The 21,501-nt window shown below is 63.0% G+C and carries 16 protein-coding genes, 1 tRNA gene and 1 pseudogene; 13 read left to right on the top strand and 5 right to left on the bottom strand.

Features of this window, described 5'->3' with window-relative positions:
- The 4 genes from ACSUZJ_RS08280 (at position 1) to ACSUZJ_RS08295 (ending at position 4,471) form a co-directional block, all read left to right on the top strand.
- Entirely contained in the window at positions 1-2,052 is a 2,052-nt protein-coding gene (locus tag ACSUZJ_RS08280) for a hybrid sensor histidine kinase/response regulator (protein ID WP_499415050.1), read from the top strand.
- 99 nt (positions 2,053-2,151) lie between these two features.
- Entirely contained in the window at positions 2,152-2,601 is a 450-nt protein-coding gene (locus ACSUZJ_RS08285; protein WP_499415052.1) for an FKBP-type peptidyl-prolyl cis-trans isomerase, read from the top strand.
- A 193-nt stretch (positions 2,602-2,794) separates the two neighbouring features.
- Positions 2,795-3,892, top strand: a complete 1,098-nt coding sequence (locus ACSUZJ_RS08290) for a trypsin-like serine protease (protein WP_499415054.1) — start codon at positions 2,795-2,797, stop codon at positions 3,890-3,892.
- A gap of 177 nt (positions 3,893-4,069) precedes the next feature.
- Positions 4,070-4,471, top strand: coding sequence for an RES family NAD+ phosphorylase (locus ACSUZJ_RS08295; RefSeq protein WP_499415056.1), 402 nt, complete (start codon positions 4,070-4,072; stop codon positions 4,469-4,471).
- 180 nt (positions 4,472-4,651) lie between these two features.
- Here ACSUZJ_RS08295 and uvrB read toward each other — a convergent pair whose 3' ends face one another.
- Positions 4,652-6,757, bottom strand: a complete 2,106-nt coding sequence (gene uvrB / locus ACSUZJ_RS08300) for an excinuclease ABC subunit UvrB (protein WP_499415058.1) — start codon at positions 6,755-6,757, stop codon at positions 4,652-4,654.
- Between the two features lie 115 nt (positions 6,758-6,872).
- Between uvrB and ACSUZJ_RS08305 the strand changes: the two genes are divergently transcribed.
- On the top strand, positions 6,873-8,084 hold the full coding sequence (locus ACSUZJ_RS08305) for an amino acid aminotransferase (RefSeq protein ID WP_499415060.1): 1,212 nt from the start codon (positions 6,873-6,875) through the stop codon (positions 8,082-8,084).
- Between the two features lie 51 nt (positions 8,085-8,135).
- Positions 8,136-8,211: transfer RNA gene (locus ACSUZJ_RS08310), tRNA-Asn, on the top strand.
- A gap of 16 nt (positions 8,212-8,227) precedes the next feature.
- Here the strand turns inward: ACSUZJ_RS08310 and ACSUZJ_RS08315 are convergent.
- Both ACSUZJ_RS08315 and ACSUZJ_RS08320 read right to left on the bottom strand, forming a co-directional pair.
- Entirely contained in the window at positions 8,228-9,286 is a 1,059-nt protein-coding gene (locus ACSUZJ_RS08315) for a tyrosine-type recombinase/integrase (RefSeq protein WP_499415062.1), read from the bottom strand.
- 510 nt (positions 9,287-9,796) lie between these two features.
- The gene (locus ACSUZJ_RS08320; protein ID WP_499415064.1) at positions 9,797-11,062 is read right to left on the bottom strand and encodes a hypothetical protein; all 1,266 of its coding nucleotides are present in this window, start codon (positions 11,060-11,062) and stop codon (positions 9,797-9,799) included.
- A 1,217-nt stretch (positions 11,063-12,279) separates the two neighbouring features.
- Between ACSUZJ_RS08320 and ACSUZJ_RS08325 the strand changes: the two genes are divergently transcribed.
- The 7 genes and pseudogenes from ACSUZJ_RS08325 (at position 12,280) to ACSUZJ_RS08355 (ending at position 19,549) form a co-directional block, all read left to right on the top strand.
- Positions 12,280-13,146, top strand: a complete 867-nt coding sequence (locus tag ACSUZJ_RS08325; protein WP_499415066.1) for a hypothetical protein — start codon at positions 12,280-12,282, stop codon at positions 13,144-13,146.
- 479 nt (positions 13,147-13,625) lie between these two features.
- Positions 13,626-15,221 (top strand): tetratricopeptide repeat protein, encoded by a 1,596-nt coding sequence (locus tag ACSUZJ_RS08330; protein ID WP_499415068.1) that lies wholly within the window; start codon positions 13,626-13,628, stop codon positions 15,219-15,221.
- Between the two features lie 223 nt (positions 15,222-15,444).
- Entirely contained in the window at positions 15,445-15,729 is a 285-nt protein-coding gene (locus ACSUZJ_RS08335) for a hypothetical protein (protein WP_499415070.1), read from the top strand.
- A 567-nt stretch (positions 15,730-16,296) separates the two neighbouring features.
- The gene (locus tag ACSUZJ_RS08340; RefSeq protein ID WP_499415072.1) at positions 16,297-18,588 is read left to right on the top strand and encodes a hypothetical protein; all 2,292 of its coding nucleotides are present in this window, start codon (positions 16,297-16,299) and stop codon (positions 18,586-18,588) included.
- Between the two features lie 70 nt (positions 18,589-18,658).
- A complete protein-coding gene (locus ACSUZJ_RS08345; RefSeq protein WP_499415074.1) occupies positions 18,659-19,084 on the top strand; it encodes a hypothetical protein in 426 nt (141 codons plus the stop codon).
- 72 nt (positions 19,085-19,156) lie between these two features.
- Positions 19,157-19,234, top strand: a pseudogene (locus ACSUZJ_RS08350) (SEL1-like repeat protein); the annotation flags it as partial.
- 27 nt (positions 19,235-19,261) lie between these two features.
- Positions 19,262-19,549, top strand: coding sequence for a hypothetical protein (locus tag ACSUZJ_RS08355; RefSeq protein WP_499415076.1), 288 nt, complete (start codon positions 19,262-19,264; stop codon positions 19,547-19,549).
- A 416-nt stretch (positions 19,550-19,965) separates the two neighbouring features.
- Here the strand turns inward: ACSUZJ_RS08355 and ACSUZJ_RS08360 are convergent, their stop codons facing one another.
- Entirely contained in the window at positions 19,966-20,433 is a 468-nt protein-coding gene (locus tag ACSUZJ_RS08360) for a hypothetical protein (protein ID WP_499415078.1), read from the bottom strand.
- A 139-nt stretch (positions 20,434-20,572) separates the two neighbouring features.
- Entirely contained in the window at positions 20,573-21,463 is an 891-nt protein-coding gene (locus ACSUZJ_RS08365) for a DNA-binding protein (RefSeq protein ID WP_499415080.1), read from the bottom strand.
- Between the last annotated feature and the right edge of the window lie 38 nt (positions 21,464-21,501).

The following is a 21,501-nucleotide window of genomic DNA, read 5'->3' on the forward strand; positions in this document are numbered from 1 at the left end:
ATGAACGAATCCCGTCCCGAGGCGCCAGCCCCTTCGACCCAGGACGGCGCGCCTGATACCGGCGCGCTGGCCTTCCTCAGCGGCGGGGGCGAGACCGGTGCGATGATGCGCGCCCACGACTGGTCGCGCTCGCCGCTCGGCCATCCTGCGCAATGGCCGCAGGCGCTGCGTACCGTCGTGGCCCTGATGCTGAACTCGAAGTTCCCGATGTTCGTGGCCTGGGGCGAGGAGCTCGGCTTCCTGTACAACGATCCGTATGTCGACATCCTGGGCGACAAGCACCCGCGCTCGCTCGGCGCGCCCTTCAAGGCGATCTGGGGAGAAATCTGGCACGACATCGGTCCCATCGTCGACCGTGCGCTGGCGGGAGAGGGCACCTATTGGGAAAAGCTGCCGCTCCTGATGAACAGGCACGGCTTCGACGAGCAGACCTGGTTCACCTTCTCGTATTCGCCGGTGCGCGACGACAACGGCATGGTCGCCGGCGTGTATTGCGCCTGTGTCGAGGTCACCGGGCAGGTGCTGGCCGAGCGCTACCGCCAGCAAGAGAACGAGCGCCTGGTGACCCTGTTCGAGCAGGCGCCCGGCATCATTGCCGTGCTGCGCGGCCCTCAACATGTGTTTGAGATTACAAACAAAAGTTATATCCAGCTGATCGGCCGCCCGAACCTGGTCGGCAAGACCGCGCGCGAAGCCTTGCCCGAGGTCGAGGGCCAGGGCTTCTTCGAGCTGCTCGACCAGGTCTACGCCAGCGGCAAGCCTTTCGTCGGCCATGCGCTGCCGCTGAAGGTCGCGCGCGAGCCGGGCGCGCCGCTCGAGCTGCGCTACATCGACTTCATCTACCAGCCGATCCGCGATCCTTCCGGCCAGGTGGTCGGAATCTTCGTGGAGGGCAGCGACGTCACCCTGCGCAAGCAGATCGAGGACGAACTGCGCGCGGCGAACCGCCAGAAGGACCAGTTCCTGGCCATGCTGGCCCACGAGCTGCGCAATCCGCTGGCGCCGATCACGACCGCGGCCCACCTCCTGAAGCTCGGCCACCTCGACGCCAAGGGCGTGCGCAACGCCAGCGAGATCATCTCGCGCCAGGCCGAGCACATGACCGACCTGGTCAACGACCTGCTGGACGTGTCGCGCGTCACTCGTGGGCTGGTCACGCTCGAAAAGGAAGAGCTGGACGTGAACGCGGTGGTGGCAGGCGCGGTCGAGCAGGTGCGTCCGCTGATCGAGTCCAAGCGCCACGCGCTGACCATGCAGCTGTCGGGCGAACCGGTGCACGTGCTGGGCGACCGCACGCGCCTGGTGCAGGTGCTGTCGAACATCCTGAACAACGCCGCCAAGTACACGCCGCCGGGCGGACAGATCGCGCTGCGGGTCGCGGCGCATGGCGAGCGCGTCACGGTGACGGTGACCGACAACGGCATCGGCATCGAGCCCGACGTGCTGCCTTATATTTTCGAGCTGTTCACCCAGGCCGAGCGCACGCCGGACCGCTCGCAGGGCGGGCTCGGCATCGGCCTGGCCCTGGTGAAAAGCCTGGTCGCCCTGCATGGCGGCACGGTCGACGCCCGCGCGGCGCCGGGGCGGGGCAGCGAGTTCGAGATCTGCCTGCCGCGCCTGGACGCGCTGCCCGCCGCGGGCGGCGCGCAGGAAGCCGACCCGGAGAATGCCAGCCAGCAGCCCCTGCGCGTGCTGGTGGTCGACGACAACCAGGATGCGGCCCAGATGCTGGCCACGGTGCTGGAGGTGCAGGGCCATGCGGTCGCGGTCGAATACGATGGCCACGGCGCGCTGCAGCGGGCGCGCCGCGAGCTCCTGGAGGTCATGCTGCTCGATATCGGCCTGCCCGATACCGACGGCTACGCCCTGGCGCGCCAGCTGCGCGCGATCCCCGAGCTGCGCGGCGCGGTGCTGGTCGCCCTGACCGGCTATGGCCAGCAGGAAGACCGCCGCCTGGCCGAGGAGGCCGGCTTCGACCATCACCTCGTGAAACCTGCCGACCTGGCCCTGGTGTCGGAAATTCTTGCATCGGTGCAGCAGGCCAGACGCTGAGCTTGTGCGAAACCCCTGAGTAGGGAATACTGCCGCACAGCCCATCCATGCCGAAAGGCAAGGGTGTGCTGCGCAGATTAACCCAACGAAGGTCACACCATGAATCGATACGTCTCCGCCCCTGGCCTGGTCCTGGCCCTGATCCTGTCCGCCGGCAGCGCCTGGGCTGCTCCCGCCGCCACGCCCGCCAATCCGGCCGCCCCGGCAAAGATGCAGCTGCAAAAGATCGACACCGTCGTCGGCAAGGGCAAGCAGGCCAAGGCCGGCAACACCGTCACCGTCAAGTACACCGGCTGGCTGTATTCGCCGCAATCGCCCAAGGGCCGCGGCCCGCAGTTCGATACCTCGGTCGGCGGCGCCCCCTTCACTTTTCCGCTCGGCATGGGCGCGGTGATCAAGGGCTGGGACGAAGGCGTGGCCGGCATGAAGGTGGGCGGCAAGCGCACCCTGATCATTCCTTCGGAGCTGGGCTATGGCGCGCGCGGCGCCGGTCCGATTCCGCCGAACGCCAACCTGATGTTCGACGTCGAGCTGGTCGACGTCAAATAAACAGCAAGGCGTGCCAGGACGACACCCATTGTTGGGTGTCGGAAGTTCTTACAATCACGACATTTTTTTCGAATGTTATATAGCTAACATATTGAAACGATGCATTATTTTCCTTCTGGCATAGTTTCTGCTAATCAGTTTGTGCACGGTAAGAGACGTCCGTGAAAGATTAGTCAACTAAAAGGAAAACAAAATGCTGAATCGGAATCTGTCGTTGAAGAAAATTGCAGGTAGTGTAGTCGCCGCTGGCTTTGTGTTCGGCATGGGCTCGGCCCACGCAGGCTCGATCGCCGCCACTCCGGGTTCGGTCATCACCCCGGCCATCACCTCGGGCAAACTGCCGGATACCCCGGACGCACACGTCGATCCGAACAGCCCTGCATCGAAGTTTTCGGGTGTGGTCAGCATCAACATCCGTTACGACGGCCAGTCCTACATCTGCTCCGGCGCCCTGGTGGGCAAGCGCCAGGTGGTCTCGGCCGGCCACTGCGTCGACACCAACGGCAACGGCTCCTACGTCGACCTGAACAAGCCGGGCAACGACGTGCGCGTGGTCTTCAACAGCGCGCCGACCGCTGCCGGCACCGCCATCGTTACCGCCAGCTCCTTCGCCGTGCACAAGGACTACCAGGGCTTCAACAACTGCCCGGACGGCAGCCGTGGTTGCGTGAACGATGACGTCGCGGTCATCACCCTGTCGCAGGACGCACCGGACAGCGCCAAGATCTACAAGGTTGCCGTGAACCCGATCAACGCCGGCACCCACATCACCATGGCCGGCTACGGCACCTCGGGCGACGGCGTCAACGGCTACTATGTGAGCCCGAGCTTCCGCATCAAGCGCACCGGCGAAAACTACGTCGACCTGATCGACCTCGACGACGAAGAGGGCTTCGAAGGCGGCGCCCAGGAAGTCTACTACGCCGACTTCGACGGCGAAGGCCGCGACACCTTCTGCGACTTCTTCGGCGTCTGCACCCCGGTGCTGCCGAACGACCGCGAATCGGGCATCGGCGGCGGCGACTCGGGCGGCCCGTCCTTCGTCGAAATGTACGGCGAACTGATGCTGGTTGCGAACAACACCTTCAGCGGCCGCTTCACCGCGCTGGGCTACAAGGAAGGCACCTTCGGCACCTACTTCGGCGGCATCATCATGGGCGGCTACAAGGACTTCCTGTACACCGCGACCGGCGGCAACATCACCCTGGTTCCGGAACCGACCAGCGTTGCCCTGCTGGGCCTGGGCGCCCTGATGCTGGGTGGCGCAGCACGCCGCCGCAAGCAGAAGTAATCTGCCCGGCTTCAAACAAGAAACGGCCTGCGGGCCGTTTCTTGTTTTTGGGCTTGCGCCCCAAGCCGTGCGCGGCCGTCCTCGACCCTCGTTGTATGCTGATCCCATACTTGGCCAAGCGACACTACCAATGAGAACCTGGAGAATTGCAATCGAAAAGGCGGCCCTGGACCGCAGTTGCGCTGGCGCGCGCGAAAGCGGCGGCCACTGGCACAGCGAGGGCCAGCGGCGCTGTACGCGGCGATGACGGTGGAACTGGCCGTGCTGGAAAAATTCGTGCACACCGAGGAGATCGACGAGGAACCGCTGGTGCTGGTCGCGATCGACCTGCCGGACGATCCGGAACTCGGACTGGACGTGAAGGCCGAAGATTTACCTGAAGGCTGGGACTCGCTCGACGACGGCGGCAGCGCCACCGCCTTCCTCAAGAAGCGCGAGCACCTCTACATGCGCGTACCCTCGGTGATCGTGGGGGAGGGGGTGAACGTCGTGATCAATCCGGCGCACCATGCCTACGACCGGGTGAAGCTGAGCATTGCGCGGACTTTCAGTTTTGATCCGAGGATGTTCAAGCGCTAGGGGCAAGTTCGGCAGCGCGTCTGAGCAGATGGCGAGACAGCGTGGACACAGGTGTCCACCCTACAATCCCGCTTTTCGTAGGGTGGGCACCTGTGCCCACGCTGTCTCACCCTTTGATAACAGGCGAAGCTGTCGGAACCATAAAAAACGGCGCCACCGGCGCCGTTCTGCTTCGTCGATTTACTTGCCCAACATCGACACCACATTGTCCGCCCCCGGCGCCCCGAAGGCCTGCTGCTTGAGCACGTGTAGCTGGTCGCGCACCTGGGCCGCCTTCTCGAACTCGAGGTTCTTGGCGTGGTCGACCATGAGCTTCTCGAGGCGCTTGATCTCCTTGCTGATCTGCTTCTCGCTCATGCCCTCGACCTTGGCCGCTGCTTCCGCCTCGGCCAGTCCGGTCGCGCCCTCGGCCATGGCCTTCTGCGCGGCGTTGCTGTAGACGCCGTCGATCATCTCCTTGATCTTCTTCTGCACCCCGCGCGGGGTGATGCCGTTGGCTTCGTTGAAGGCGATCTGCTTGGCGCGACGGCGTTCGGTTTCGTCGATCGCGCGGCGCATCGAGTCGGTAATGTGGTCCGCGTACAGGATCGCCACGCCGTTCAGGTTACGCGCGGCGCGGCCGATGGTCTGGATCAGAGAACGCTCGGAACGCAGGAAACCTTCCTTGTCGGCGTCCAGGATCGCCACCAGCGATACCTCGGGCAGGTCCAGGCCCTCGCGCAGCAGGTTAATGCCGATCAGGACGTCGAAGGTGCCCAGGCGCAGGTCGCGCAGGATTTCCACGCGCTCGACGGTCTCGATGTCGCTGTGCAGGTAACGCACCTTGATGCCGTGGTCCGACAGGTACTCGGTCAGCTGCTCGGCCATGCGCTTGGTCAGCGTGGTGACCAGCACGCGCTCGTCCTTCTTGATGCGGTCGTTGATCTCGCTCATCAGGTCGTCGACCTGCGACAGGGCGGGGCGTACGATGACCTGCGGGTCGACGAGACCCGTCGGACGCACCACCTGCTCGACGACGTTGTCGGCATGCGAATTCTCGTAGTCCGCCGGCGTCGCGGAGACAAAGATCGTCTGGCGCATCTTGCCTTCGAATTCCTCGAACTTCAGCGGCCGGTTGTCCAGCGCCGAAGGCAGGCGGAAGCCGTAGTCGACCAGGTTCGTCTTGCGCGAGCGGTCGCCGTTGTACATGGCGGACAGCTGGCCGACCAGCACGTGCGACTCGTCCATGAACATCAGCGCATCCTTCGGCAGGTAGTCGACCAGCGTGGGCGGCGGTTCGCCCGGCATCGAGCCCGACAGGTGGCGCGAGTAGTTCTCGATGCCTTTTGTAAAACCGATCTCGGCCAGCATCTCGAGGTCGAAGCGGGTGCGCTGTTCGAGGCGCTGCTCCTCGATCAGCTTGTTCTCCTTGCGGAAGTATTCGAGGCGGTCGCGCAGCTCGGCCTTGATCGACTCGATCGCACGCAGGACCGTCGAGCGCGGGGTGACGTAGTGCGAGCCCGGGTAGACCGTGAAGCGCGGGATCTTCTGGCGCACGCGGCCCGTCAGCGGGTCGAACAGCTGCAGCGACTCGATCTCGTCGTCGAACATCTCGACGCGGATCGCCAGCTCGGCGTGCTCGGCCGGGAAGATGTCGATGGTGTCGCCGCGCACGCGGAAGGTGCCGCGGCCGAAGTCCATCTCGTTGCGCGAGTACTGCATCTGGATCAGGCGCGCGATGATGTCGCGCTGGGCCACCTTGTCCTTGTGGCGCAGCGTCAGGATCATCTTGTGGTATTCGTTCGGGTTACCGATACCGTAGATCGCCGACACGGTGGCGACGATGACGACGTCGCGCCGCTCCATCAGCGACTTGGTGCACGACAGGCGCATCTGCTCGATGTGCTCGTTGATCGACGAGTCCTTCTCGATGAACAGGTCGCGCTGGGGCACATAGGCTTCCGGCTGGTAGTAGTCGTAGTAGGAGACGAAGTACTCGACCGCGTTCTGCGGGAAGAACTCGCGGAACTCCGCATACAGCTGGGCCGCCAGGGTCTTGTTCGGCGCGAACACGATGGCCGGGCGTCCAGCCCTGGCGATGACATTGGCCATCGTATAGGTCTTGCCGGAACCGGTTACCCCGAGCAGGGTCTGGTACATCAGGCCGTCCTCGATGCCCTCGACCAGGGCGTCGATCGCGGTCGGCTGGTCGCCGGCCGGCGGGAAGGGCTGGTGCAGCTTGAACGGAGAATTCGGGTAGGTGATCACAGTCGGTTCAGGACCGGTCGCGAGAGATACATCAGCCATGCTGTCAGACCTTTGCTAAAATGGGAATCCGCCTGCGGCACTGCAACATCGATTTTATTGCAGCGCCGCTGTCTATACATTTGCTGCGAACCCACCGACAACTCAGTTTATCACGATGACTTCTTCAGCCTCCGCCAGCCTCTTCGGCGCCATCGACATGGCCCCGCGCGACCCAATCCTGGGCATCACCGAAGCATTCAACGCCGACACCAATCCGGCCAAGATCAACCTGGGCGTCGGTGTCTACTACGACGATAATGGCAAGGTGCCGCTGCTGCAGTGCGTGCAGAAAGCGGAAGCGAAGCTGATGGAGCAGCCGGCGCCGCGCACCTACCTGCCGATCGACGGCCTGGCAGCGTACGACAAGGCTGTGCAGGAACTCGTATTTGGGGCCGACAGCGCCGTAATTCAAGAGAAGCGCGCGATCACCGTGCAGGCCCTGGGCGGCACCGGCGCGCTGAAACTGGGCGCCGACTTCCTCAAGCGTTTCTCGCCTGAGTCGGAAGTCTTCATCAGCGACCCGAGCTGGGAGAACCACCGCGCCCTGTTCGAATCGGCCGGTTTCATCGTCAACAATTACACCTACTACGACCCGGCCACCCATGGCGTGAACTTCGAGGGCATGCTGGCCTCGCTGAACAAGATGCCGCAAGCTTCCATCGTGGTGCTGCACGCCTGCTGCCACAACCCGACCGGCGCCGACCTCACGCAAGAGCAGTGGGGCCAGGTGATCGCGGCCGTGCAGGCGAACGGCCTGATCCCCTTCCTCGACATGGCCTACCAGGGCTTCGGCTCGGGCATCGCGGAAGACGGCGCCGTGGTGCGCCGCTTCGTGGAAGCCGGCGGCCCGCTGCTGGTGTCGAACTCGTTCTCGAAGTCCTTCTCGCTGTACGGCGAGCGCGTCGGCGCGCTGTCGGTGGTCGCATCCAGCAGCGAGGAAGCCGCTCGCCTGCTGTCGCAACTGAAGCGCGTGGTGCGCACCAACTACTCGAACCCGCCGATCCACGGCGGCAAGGTCGTCGCCACCGTCCTGTCGACGCCGGAACTGCGCCAGATGTGGGAAGACGAGCTGGCCGGCATGCGCGTGCGCATCAAGGAAATGCGCGAGGCGCTGGTGCAGAAGCTGGCCGAGAAAGCCCCGGGCCGCGACTTCGCCTTCGTCCGTGAGCAGGTCGGCATGTTCTCGTATTCGGGCCTGACGAAAGAGCAGGTCGCCAGGCTGCGCGAGCAGTCGATCTACGCCGTCGACACCGGCCGCATCTGCGTTGCCGCGCTGAATTCGAAAAACATCGATCTCGTCGTTGACGCCATCGCCAAAGTCCTCTAAAATCTTGGCTCTTCGAACTTGAACGCAAGTTCTGATCGAAGAGCAAGCTAATCCCTGATAGCTCAGTCGGTAGAGCGACGGACTGTTAATCCGCAGGTCCCTGGTTCGAGTCCAGGTCGGGGAGCCAGAATACGAAGAGGAGCTCATAGTGATATGAGCTCCTTTTTCATTTCTGGCGTAGTGCGTGTGTCATCCCGCTGTGCCGTAATCGTGACGTGCAGCAGGCCGCCAACGACCTCGGCGTGTCGAGCCATTTGAGCCGGTGCGAGGTGAGCATACCGCCGCACCATCTCGGGTGATTTCCAGCCGCCCATCTCCTGAAGGTCGTACAACGGCGTGCCGTTCTGGACGAGCCAGCTGGCCCAGGTGTGCCGCAAGTCATGCCAGCGGAAGTCATCGATGCCTGCCCGACGCAGCGCCGCGCGCCAGGCGCGTGTGTTGACCTGGCCGATTGGCTTGCCCCGGTAGGTGAACACGAAATCGTCGTGCCTGCCACGCTGGCGAAACAGCACCTTGACGGCGAGGTCGCTCAGCGACACGTGGATATCCTCGCCGCCCTTGGCCTCGGCGGCCGGAATCCACCCGGTTCCGCGCTTGAGGTCGAGCTGTGACCAGCGCAGACCAACGACGTTGCCCTGCCGCAGACCGGTCGCGAGCGCGAACAGCACGATGTCTCGCTGGTGCTCGGGCAGGGCGCTCAACAACTCCTTGGCTTGCAATGGCGTGATCCACCGAATACGGCGCTTCGGTTCCGGGTACGTACTCACTTTGGGCACCTTGTCGATCCATTCCCACTCAAGGCATGACCTGCGCAAGACCGCACGGATCAGCGCAAGGTAACGGTTTGCTGTTGCGTTGCTCGATTCGGCCCTCTTGCTCGCGCCGATCGCGGCGATGTCGTCACGCGTGATCTCAGCCAGCACACAGTTGCCCAGGAATTGCCGCAGCCAGTTCAGCTTGACCAGGTCTTCCTGGTGAGTGCGTTTGTGCGCAGTCTCCTGCAGCCACTTGGACGCGGCCTCATCCCATGTATGCCGGGGCCTTTCACCCAACTTCTGTACCCGCCAGTGTTCTGCCTTCAGGCGGTCATGCAGCTCTTGCGCTTCGATCCTGTTACTCGTTTCAGCAGAGCGCCTAATGCGCGCCCCTGTTGATGTGGTGAAGTCGATCCACCACGTACTTCCGCGTTTGTAAAGTGACATGAACCAGCTCCTTTGAGTTGTCACTTGCAACGCTTGCCGAGGTAAAGCTTAGTCTTCAAGGGCCTCTGCCGCAAGGCCGGCGCGCAGCGGTGCGCTCCCTACGAGGAAGGCTGGTTTGCCGTGCTGCTTGCGCGTTTAGCTCCGTCGCCGTCAAATCCCAACTTCTCCTGTGAAGGAGCCGCCTTAGCTGCCTTGGGTGGGCGTCCGGCCGGCTTAGCCTTCACTGCGCATTGGATCGCTAACTCGCGCTGCGCATCAGCGCGTTTACACTCCGCACGCTTCAGGTGCGCGTCCAGTTCGGCGTTGCGCGTCTCAAGCTTTTAAGCTTTTGACAGGCAGGGCGGGCGCTCGCCAGCGACGCCGCAATATCCTGGGCACGTTCCTCGTGCAACGCTAGTTATAAAACCATCCACAAACTGCGTCAGCTCGGCCTTCGCTCGATCTGCTCAACAAAGCCGATCTCCTATCAAACACTGCGCTGCACCATTACCGATCCCGGAAGTGCCTTGGTCAGCCCCCCGGGCGATTACTGAGCGCGTAGAACAATAAGGAAGGGAACATCCCGCCTGCCAGCACAAGTGCCAAGACAGCTACCTGAACGGCAGTGGTGCCAACCGCGCTCACGCGGTCCATGGCGTCGGAGTTGCGTATCCCGAGCAGGAACGCGGCCGCGCCAAGCGCGCTCATAAAGAAGAGCGAAACGGCAATGTCGCCCGGCTCCTTACCCACGCTGGACAGCAGCAAGAACAGAAGGGTGGGCACGACGAGGTAGATCGCCGCCAGCAATGCGACGGCGGAATTGAGCAGCGACAGCTGGTAGCGCGACCGTATCCGTCGCTGCAGCCGTGTGACGGACAGGGCGATGGCCAGCATGGCAAGCGCACAGGCTGGCAGCACGAGATAACGCAGGAAGGGCAGGCGCTCGCTCAATGGAGCACGGAACGCGTCCAGACGCTGGCGCAGCACCGCCGCTTCGTATCCCTGGTGCTTGCGCAGCGCGCCATCGAACAAGTGCCAGGCGGACGAGCTGTCGAACGCCCAGAATCCGCGGTCCAGGTCAGCGGCGGCATCGTTGCTGACGTAGATGAGCTGAAAACTGCGGGGATCGGCGCTATCGACACGCTGGGCGCCGAAGTAGACAGCCTTGGCATCACGCCCGAATCGGACTGGCTGCCGCTCCCCGCCGAACCGTGCATCTTCCTTCTCGCTTCCTGGTGGCTGGGGAATCGGTTCGAAACTCGCAGGATCCGCACCGACGAGGACATGGTGCTCGTACAGGACCCAGCGGCCATCGGTCACGTAACCGGAAGGCGCGTCCGCGTCCCTGTCCAGCCGGCGTAGGCGAGCCGCGTCGATGGCAGGAGCGACCACAGCCACTCGGCGCGCGCCGTAGAACAGCGCCGTGCCGTCGCTGGCATACATGCCGCCGAGGTGGGGGCGCAAGCGCTCGAGCACCACATCGCCCTCGACCGCGGCCATCTCGATGCCTCCCTGTTCCGTGCTACGGTCGTCCAGGCTGTACACGCTGCCGCCGACCCGTCCATAGCGCCTGACTGTCCCGAAGCTTCGCGACGCCGTGATGGCGTCTTCGCAGCTGCTCACCGGCGGGTTTTCGTTTACATACCAGCCGCTCTCGCCGTCGACCAGAACAACCTCGCAGGCAGCGCTGGCCGCGGCCCCTTCCGGACCGCGCGAATGAATGTTTCGATCAAGCAGGAGTTGCAGGGCCAGCCCTGCGACGGCGGCCAGGAATGCGATCGTTATGTTCTTCCACATGTATACTGCCCCCGAAAGTTGCTACGTCGACCATGTTGCTTGCCGGCGGACCTGCGCGGTAGGCCCTCAGCCGAGGACATTGTGCCGTGACAACATAACGCCAGCATTGATGCCGCGAGCCAAAGTAGACAGAAGTTCGCGGTGCCCTGGCCAAGGTCTGGTAGCACAACAAGATACGCCCGAGAAGCATTGCGACCAGGTCAAGCACGGCCGCGTGATGAAGAAACGGTGCCGGCCTCTCCGAATGCGAGCGATCAAGGCGGGAAGCGTGGCAGGGCATATCCTCGGCGCAACGAAAGCACCCGAACGACAAAAGGAGGACCATATGGGACTATTCGCCTTCGACATCGTCGGCCTGCTCCTCAGCTCAGTGTACCGGTCGCACTGTCGCGAGCAACGCGACCGATCGGATAGCCGCCAGTTGGAACAGTCGATCCGGACGCTGTGGACCTAGCCGGAACGCTTCGGCGGTCGCCATGTCGGCGACGTCGAGGCCGCCCTTGGAGCACCAACGGCTCGGGAAGACCTGAGCCACGGACACTGCCAGCGTCTATGGAGCGCCGGTGTGTCGCAGTTGCGCGTGCGCACCCAAGACGACGTTATCGTCGGGATTGACAAGATAGATTTGGGACGATAGGGGTGTCCACGCTATTGAAGCGACGGTCTGGGGGGGAGGCGCCCGGCGCGGCGCATGTGCCTCGCGTGCCAACTAAGCCGGAGGACACTGCGCAGTGACCTTGCAGTTTCCCAAAATCCGCCAGGCAGCGTCGGCCGTGTCCGCCGGTTCGAATATCGATTTTCAGGCGGAGTGCGACAGGAATATGGCTAGCGTTCGCGGCCGCGCCGCGACTTACCACGACGAGAACCTCACCAATTGCCGTGCTTGAACGTTTCTGCATCGGACGTTTCAAAGACCATCATTCGCGGCCATGCGAGAAGGTTGTGAATTCGTTGCTAGATAGCAGTCCCGATGCACGTATTTGCCTGTCTGCTAAGAGTTGTACACACTGTCTATAAAGGAGCCGAGAATCCACCACGGCATCTTCATGCACGCAGCTCCAATACGGTAGGCATGCCGCCTACAATCCACGCGTTTGCCCCGGAGCGTCATGCTGCACGGCGGTCCTGCGTGAGCGTCACGTTGGGCTTGCCGTTGGTCAACTTCGCCGACATAGATATGGGTATCGTTCCCAAGACAACGACTACCGGAGCGTGCTATGAGCAAGTTTGGTGTATGCGTGGCGATCGCCGTGCCGCTGCTGGCGCTCGGCTACTGCCATTTTCCTGAGCGCTCGTGCTACACCCGCTGGGAGGACAGTGCTGGCGAGGAGATAGCCGAGCCATTTTCCAGCTGCTCGCACAAATTCGAGAGCCGCACGGTCGGCCGGTATGAGCTGGCGGCGATCGCGGGAGAGGTCTACGCGGTGGAAGAAGCCGAAAACCGCCAAGCTGCCGGTTTCCCCTGCATGACGGGGGTCGCCTGCTTGCCGATCTGGTCACGGCCGAAAGTCTGGCGGCATAAGCACTTCACCAAGCTTGACGGCCCCGTCGACCTCGACCGAATGCGCCCCTTTCTCGACGGGCAGATCCTCAGCGACGGCGCCGCCGTGTTCGTCCGCTTGCGCCGAGTGGCGTCCCAGTCGCCACCGATCGAACCGGCGCGGCTGCGACCTCTCCTGCCCGGCTATGTGACTGACGATCGCTGGGTACTGTACGAGCACCACGTGCTGGCCGGCGCCGACCCAGCCACCTTGCGCAGCGACATCCCTACCGCCATCTCAAGGACCACCGGCGGCCCCCTTCCCGAGATCACGATAGTGCGCGACCGCCACGCGGTGTTTCACGAACACGAGCGGATCGACGGTGCCGACGCGGCGACATTCACCGTCGTGAACTACCATTTCGACGATCTGCCGCCAGGAACCGGCTTGACCGGCGGCGGATGGTACGGCGTGGACAAGCGCAGCGCGTGGCGCCTTTCACTCGGCAACGACGTCGTCAATCTAGACAAGCGGCAGCACCGCGCCCTGCGTGCAGACGTGGAACGCGTGCTCGCGGCGCGCCCCCGGTTGGATGACTCGTGATGCTGCCCGTCCGGGGCGGGAGCAGCGTATGGCAAGGCTGCTGCTGGCTGCCGCTGCTGTGCAGGCTTGCAATTGTATCTTTGAGGACGCAGCACGTGACAGCCGAAAAACGGCAGCGGATGCACCGGACCTTCTGGCGTGCGTGCTGTCCGCCAGCGGCCTTTGCACCGGTCCCGTATGGCGCATTCCGAAGATCGCTTGGCGCCGGACCGTTAGTTCTGGTCGCCGTTTCTACTTATCGCGCTTCCACTTGCGCTGTGGGCAAACTGCGCGGCGGTTCAGTTTGGCCCGCGCCTCCCGTACGGTCATGTCCATATACGTGGCCACCGCCTGCGCGATAAAGACGTCCGGCCCTTCACGGATGACTGGGTTCGGGCTGCGCTCCCATACCGAGGTGAATTGATGGGCGGCAAAGGTTTTCGAAGTACGGTCGTGCTCCAGGCTTTCTCGTGCGACGATGATCTTCGAGGAGCCACGACATGAACATTTCCATTCCCGGATTCGATATTGCCCGCCGCATCGCCGTCGCAACAGTTCTGCTGTCCCCGCTCGGTGCACACGCCCAGGTCGGCTTCGCGGCAGACCTCTACTTGTCCCAACTCTGCCTGGCGCAGAACTGGGACACGGCGTTCATGCAGGAACGGTTGAAAGGAGTACCAAAACAGGCGCGGATGCAGCTGTTTGGCAGTCTGCGCATGCCGTCCAGCGAAAAGCGTTGCTTAATGACGAAGAAACCGGCCCCTGTTGAGTTGTGCAACAAGGCAATCGCAAGTTTCGTCGAGTTCCGGGCAAAGGTTCCGGTCGGCGGTGGCGCGCCTTTTCAGGCGTTGAGCACTAGCGAGCAAAACCGGATATGGGACGCTTTTGGAAAAAACACCTGTACGCCGGGAAAGCGCGGCGGCAGTCCGAAAAGTGCCGACAACTGGGTGCCCAAGGATCTCCTTCCAGATACCCAGACCGTCCAGCTGCTGGCGCGGGCCGAACGCGGCGATTCACAGGCGCAAATGGCGGCTCATGAATTGTACGTGAACGGCGCCGACGTACCGGCGGACGAGAGCCGGGCAACCTTCTGGCTGACCCGCGCGGCCGATGGCGGCAACGCCGATGCTCAGCATCTGCTGGGCTGGAAGTTCATGATCGGGAAAACGGATGATGGGGTCGACTTTGACAAGTCGATTCATTACTTCAAAAAGGCTGCGCAGCAGGGACACCCGAGAGCGATGATGCGGCTGGGAGAAATCCACGAGCAGCCGTTCAGCGGAGGCCATGGGACCGCGCCTGAAAAATACTGGGACATGACCCGGGCCATCGACTGGTACACGAAGGCTGCAAACCTGGGCGAGTCTTACGCAGCCCTGGCGCTGGGAGGGATCTATGCGGCCGGCGACCCTGTTCCAGCCGATTTCGCGAAAGCCGCGTTCTGGTATGAAAAGAGCGCGCAAGCGAATAATGTATACGCGATGCGGAAGTTGAGCGAGCTGTACGAAGAAGGCAAGGCTGGAGCACGCGATGCGAAAGCGGCCCAGAAATGGCGGCGGCATGCCGATGCGCTCGGCGAAAATGGCCATGCCCTGCACCTCGTTGAATATTTTCCTTGGGGTGTGCCGCCAAAACAGGCCAGCGCGGTAGCTGCGATTCAGCTGAAGCACGCCCGTGCCGGCGATATCGACGCACAGCTCGCTATCGCCTCGCGGTATGCGCGGGGTGATGGTGTCGAGGAGAGCGAGCAGCTTGCCATCGAGTGGTGGCGCCGGGCTGCCACAGCAGGTGACCCGATCGGCCAGCGCATGCTCGGCAAGTACCTGATCGACGATGCGCAAGCGCGCGCTGCGACTGCGGACAGTCCTGGCATCCAATGGCTGCAGAAAGCCGCGGCACAAGGGGACATGGAAGCGCAAGTCAGCCTGGCGTACTGGCATATCAATGGCGGCGGGGGCGCTGATCGCAAAGAAAAACGCAGGGGGCATGCGCTGGAAGCGATCCGCCTCATGGAAGAGGCAGCCCGGCGCGGCTACAAGCCCGGCGATACGCAGGACCGGGTAGACAAATGGAAAAGCTCGCTGCTGGAAGAGTGAGCCACGTGGCCAGCAGCACCGGCCTTCACCAGCTAAAGGAAGGTTTCGGAGCACACGCGCCGCGCCGCCGGTCCACGACAAGCGTTTTGCCCGGGACACCACCCGTCGGTGGAAGGCGCGACCTAGAAACCTTCGGTACGCTTGCCTCAGCGCCGGACTGGGATTCGGCGCGTTCATGACATTGGTGGCACATCTACCGTCAGTACACAGCGTGGAAGATCCAATGCGACAAGACGACACGGGCAGGCCAGCGAGTGGATGGTTGGGCGCTACCATATTTTCACTGCTGACGGGCACGGCGTTCGGCTTTGGATCTTTTATGCTCGTGTTGGCCGGCCCGTGGTATGGATCGTTTTTTTACCTCGTGGCCATCACGCTGTCCTGCTTGTGCTGGATTGCTCTACCATACGAGCGCAACATACAGCTGTGGGTGACCGGCTTGGCGATCGCACTGCAAATCGGTTACGCGATGTACTGGTTTTCGAATTTCAAGCTTCGTTTTATGTAAGTGTTGGTCCCGTTCTCGCGGGCGGCACGCAAGCCCGCCCCTATGGGAACGACAACCGCCCCGCCTGCGCTGGCCAGCAGACTGGGGCTAGCCATCACCGGTTGAACGACCAACTCGCAACTGCCCGGGCGAGACAGCGGACCGCTGAAAAGCGGAGCACTGGGCCCTGCAGGGCTTGCTGCTCGAAGGATTTGAGAAGGACGTGCTCATGAAGTCTTCCGTGGCTGAACTCATCGGGAGTGTAGGAAACCTTCATGACCTGATTGTTAAAACTCGATTCCGCGGCCTCGCAATCATTTTGAACACTAGGAGCGATAGCAACAGGTTGGATTGGTAGTGCGTCCGGCGTTCGTCCCCAGCTTCCTGGAGCGTGCGGGCCAAGAGTTTTTGGGAATTCTTGGGAGCGTCTGACCAATGTCTGGAGGACTCCTCGTGCGTCGAATATGCTGCAAGGAAACGCTACCCTGATCGTACTGCATGACAGTCTTGTTGACTTAACAGTTGTCGCAGTTGCGCCTACTCTAATTGCTGTGGCACCCGCCGGCAGCAGACTCCAACGGGCCATTCATGTCAATACTCGCCAATTCATCCGCCCTTAGCGCCGATGCGCTGGAGGCGTTCCTCGACAAAACCGAAGAAGCACTCGAGCAGCAGCTCGAGAGCGGGTTGGCATCGTCCCTCACTCAGAACAACTTGCGCGCTGCCATGCAGCGCCGTCAGTTTCGTGCCGATACACTCGAAAGGGTGTGCCGTCTCGCGAATCTGTGGAGTCATGCAGGCGAGCCTGACGCCGCCTTGCAGGTACTGGACCTGGATGGAGAGGCCGTGCAGAACACCGTGACGCGCGACGAGTACGATAACACCGTGTTGACGCTTGCCCTGACACGGGCCCAGGTGCTGGCCGACACCCCAGAGCGCGCTCTTCCCGCCGCCGAGTCAGCCTTCACACTACTGAGCAGCATGGCGCACGACGTCCAGTCGCACGAAGCATGGGACTACCTTGGCTCGCTTGCCGGCCGCACAGGCCACTACGAACTGGAACGGCGCTGCGCCGAAGGGCGTCATGCTTACCAGCGCGCGCAGGCAGAGCGCGCTTCCTACCGCGCTTTCGACAAGAGCAATACGGCTCTCTGGCGCGCACACAGTTACGCGCGCGAAGGCCTGGAGGAACATGCGCGGGCCTCCGCTGCCGAGGCTTTGCAGGCATTCCAGGATGCCGGGCCCGAGCAAGATCTGGATGTGAACGACTGGCTGCATCTGGGCAACAACCTGGTGACCCTGATACCGCAGAACGTGGCGACCGTCATCGAGCGGGTGCATGCACTGGCGACCGACACGATGCCGCTGCCGGGGCGTCGCGACATCGCTATCCGCGCAGCGCGCCTCCAGGCGCGAGCACTGTACCAGCAAGGGGCACTTGTCGAAGCGCTGGATGTGGCGCGCGCCGGTCGCTACGCGCTTGTCTGTGACAATGGAGATGATGCGTTCAGCGTACTCGTGCTGGACTGGCTGCTCCAAGCCGCCCGGCAGAAAGAAGCAGCCGCGCTGGCGTTCGAATGCGTGTTCAACCAGCGAGTCGCGTCAGGCGACCACGCCTGCCGGGTCGCGCTCGCGCAGCTGGCCGAGGATGGCACGCGGAGCGGAAGCAACGCGAGCAGCCCGTACTGGCCACTGCTACTCGCCAAGGCCAGCACCGTCGAGGAAACCAGGTGGGTAGCTGGCCAGGAAGACCCGGCCGACTCCTTCAGGGCCTACCTGCAGCTGGCGCGTGCCGGGGGAGCGGCGCAGCCTGCCATCGACGCGGTCGAAGGTCTCTATCTATCCGACTGTGCGCACGACGACGCTGCCGCCCTGCCGCTACTGGAATCGGCGGCGCGCGACCCGTCGCTGGCGACGTCTGCGGTGGTGCCGAAAATCTGGCTCTGCCGCATGCGGCTCCATGGCGTGGAGCGAGCGCTCCAGATGCCGTTCGTGGACATTGCCTGCGCCGGGTGGTGCTACACCACCGCCGTGTTACTGCAAAATGATACGCGCGACGAGCTTGCGCCCGGCAGCGACTGGCCGCAACAGGCCGTGGATGCACTGGCAGCCCGTTACTACGAGCACGGCGCGGCGCTGTTCGAACAATTTTTCGCAACCGGACGGGGTATGTACCGCGACGGTGACGTGCATGTCTACTCCATGCTGTGCAATAACCTTGCGATCTATTACCGTATCCACACATCGAATTACCATGGCGCTATCGCACTGCACCGCAAGGGCATCGAAGCGAGTCCTTTCGCCGAACACTATGAGGGATTGATGTACTGCCTGTTGCTACTGGAGGACGAACCGGGCTTCGTCGACGCCGCCGAGCGGCTCTGGCACTACGCGGCCGAGTACGGTTACTCGCGTCATAATGCGGCAGGCTACATCCTCGACGTGGTCAAGTACCTGTATCGCCAGGAACGCGGGCCGGAGCTCGCTGTCTGGCGGGAGCGACTTGATCAATGGTGGGCCGCGCTCAACGAGGGCGAACGGTCCAAACATGCGGGCGATTATTGGGAATGCTTGAGCGTAACCCTGTACTGCAGCGGCAGTAGCCAGGAGGCGGACTCCCTGGCGCGCCTGGAAGCCGTGCTGCCCGAACTGTGCGCCGCCAACCGGCCCATGGCCACACGCATGGCCGCCAAGAGCCTGAGCCGAGCCGGCCAGCACGAGCGTGCACTGCCCCTGTACCGGCTGGCACTGGAACAGCTCGAGCACCTCGATCAGGTCGACGAATGGCATCACAAGCAGCGCGAGGCCACGCTGGAAGGATTGGCTGATTGCGAGCAGCAAATACGCGCCCACCGGCCATGGTGGCGCTTCTGGAAGTGAACCGGCGCGTGACGCGGTGCCGCTTTGTCGCCGACTGTCGTCCGCGATGCTTAATACTGCCGTGATCACGATGAACGACAAGCATGCTTTGAAGTCCAATTGCAATGGTGATTCCCAAGTCTTCGGGTACCGCCCACCCCACATGTGGAACCACAAGAAGCTCGGCGGCGATCGCGCGGCGATGATCGCCCTGCTGGAACAAAGCGGGCCGGAGCCGGTGACGTCGCCGGCGTGGCTGACGCTGGTCCTGCGCCTCCCGCCCGGGTTGCGCAAGGCCCTGGCCGCGGAGCTCGCAGCCGGCAACGAGATCGCCGAGGTGTCGAGCAGTGGCTGGCCGCAGGCGGGCAGCGTCGTCGTAGCCATGCAAGAGCAGTTCACTGCCGCCCGCCATTCGACACCACCGGGAGTGGCATGGTCGAGTGTGAACGACCCTCGCTCCTGGCGCCAGGAATTGTGCGAAACCAGCGGCGACGTGGAATTCCTGTTGATCTGGTAATCCCGGCCGGCTTGGCGCAACGCTGGATGGCCGACGGTTTCGCTCTGGCTTCTGTTACATGCACGTCTCGCTATTGCCTCGCGGTATGCGCGGGGTGATGGTGTCGAGGAGAGCGAGCAGCTTGCCATCGAGTGGTGGCGCCGGGCTGCCACAGCAGGTGACCCGATCGGCCAGCGCATGCTCGGCAAGTACCTGATCGACGATGCGCAAGCGCGCGCTGCGACTGCGGACAGTCCTGGCATCCAATGGCTGCAGAAAGCCGCGGCACAAGGGGACATGGAAGCGCAAGTCAGCCTGGCGTACTGGCATATCAATGGCGGCGGGGGCGCTGATCGCAAAGAAAAACGCAGGGGGCATGCGCTGGAAGCGATCCGCCTCATGGAAGAGGCAGCCCGGCGCGGCTACAAGCCCGACGATACGCAGGACCGGGTAGACAGATGGGAAAGCTCGCTGCTGGAAGAGTGAGCTGCCTGGCCAGCGGTACCGACGTCCGCCTCTCGCGCACGCTTCGGAGCACAAACACCGCTCCGCAAGTCAAGGACAAGCGTCTAGCCCCGGCTAACCGGCCCATCGGTAGAGCGGCGACCTAGACACCTTTAGTACGCTTGCCTCCCACGCCGGACAGGGATTCGGCACACTCCTGGACATTACCGGCACATATACCGCAAAGCCCACGGCGTAGACGATCCAATGCGACAAAAGGACATGATCACGCCAGCGAGCGGATGGTTGGGCGCTGCCTCCGGGACGCGTGGAACAGTTTGACTCAGCTACGGCGGCTAGCCACAGGCGCCGACTGCTGAATCTCAATCGTTTTGAGCGATTCACAAGACCGAAAGGCAAGTCGGCTAGGTGCCAGATCCGGTCGCTCGTCGGTCAAATCAGGCGTACGCTCCACTCGCATACATCGCAAGCAGGCCTCCTACGAACTTCTGCCCTTCGATTGTGTGGAGATAGCTGGCCGGAAGACGTCTGCCCAGTGCCGGCAACGGCTTCAGTATCCAGCGACCGAGCCAACGGGCCGCATTGAAGCCGTCAGCCTTGCCAGGCGCACCGTCAGCGACCATCGCTTGCACTTGATAGATCAGGTTCTCGACGCCCAATACGCGTTCGGACTCATGGAGCGAGGGCGGTTGATTGGCTTGCGCCAGACGGTTCATCCTGGCGCGCGAGATACCGAGACAACCAAGCAGCGTGCGAGGTGGCAAGCCGAGGGTGCTGGACAACTCGACGATACGCGCGGTGGAGCCGCCAAGGCTCCTCTCGTCGATGCCCTCATGCGGTATGCGCCGGGAGCATTGGACAGGCGATATCGATCCAGAGTGCGCGCGACGCATATCCGAGCTCATGATTGCCCCTCTGACGATACGGTTAGCTTAAATTATACGCGCGTGCCATCGGGCGTTTGGTGCTGCCGGGCGAACCTGATCGCACGCTGAGCGCGCCGACATCGGCGGTGACCAGCTTCGGCATGGAAAAGTAGGCAAATCAGCCAGGCGCGCGATCGGCTCCGTCGCCACCAAGCCCCAGCGTTCCCTGTGAAGCTGCCTTACTTGTCTTCGACGCACGCCCAGCTGGCTTCGCCCTCACCGCGCAGTGGACTGCCAACTCGCGCTGCGCATCAGCGCATTCACGCTCTGCACGTTTCAGGTGCGCGTCCAGTTCGGCGTTGCGCGACTCAAGCTTTTGACAGGCAGCGCGGGCGCTCGCCAGCGACGCCGCCATATCCTGGGCACGTTCCTCGTGCAGCGCTTTCTGGGCTTTCACCTCGGCCAACGCCAGCTCGGCCTCAATGCGTGCGTTGCGCTCCCTTGTGCACTCTTCGCGCGCGTGCCGCAGCTCGTCGTGCACTTTCCCGGCCTCTTCCAAGCGTTGCTCCACTTTGGCGAGCATGGTAGTTGCCTGCTGCCCGGCGGCCCGCTCCTGGGCGATCTGCTCGCGCGCACCGGCCAGTTCCGACTCAAGCAGCGCAATCTTGCGTTCGACCGCAACCATGTCGGCCGTAGCGCGCTCCAGCTGCTCGTCGCGCTGGGTCACGTCGGCCTCCAGCCGCTCGTTATCCTCGGCCAGGGCATCGGCATGCTGCTGGTACTCGAGCAGCTGGACAGCCATCGCTTCGCGCGCCACGTGCGCCGTCTGGTCGGCGAACGCCAGGATCGCACCCTGCAAGGCTGGCGGCAGGAGCCGCAAGCTCGCAGGTGTCTTCTGCGCTTCCGACTCGGTGTGATAGCGCTTCACCAGTTTGTGGATCGTTCCCTTGCTGCCCTTCTTGCCGAACGCTTCCCAAGCCTGGTCGATAGTGGGCCTGTCGCCTTCGGCCAGCCGTTCGTCCATGAATTCCTTCACTTGCTCGTACGTGATCGCTGCCGGGCGCCCCATGTTTTCACCTTATTCCGTAATTTTGATTGTTCCGGTAT

Source organism: Telluria sp. B2, from assembly GCF_051789535.1.
Classification (GTDB): Bacteria; Pseudomonadota; Gammaproteobacteria; order Burkholderiales; family Burkholderiaceae_D; genus Telluria.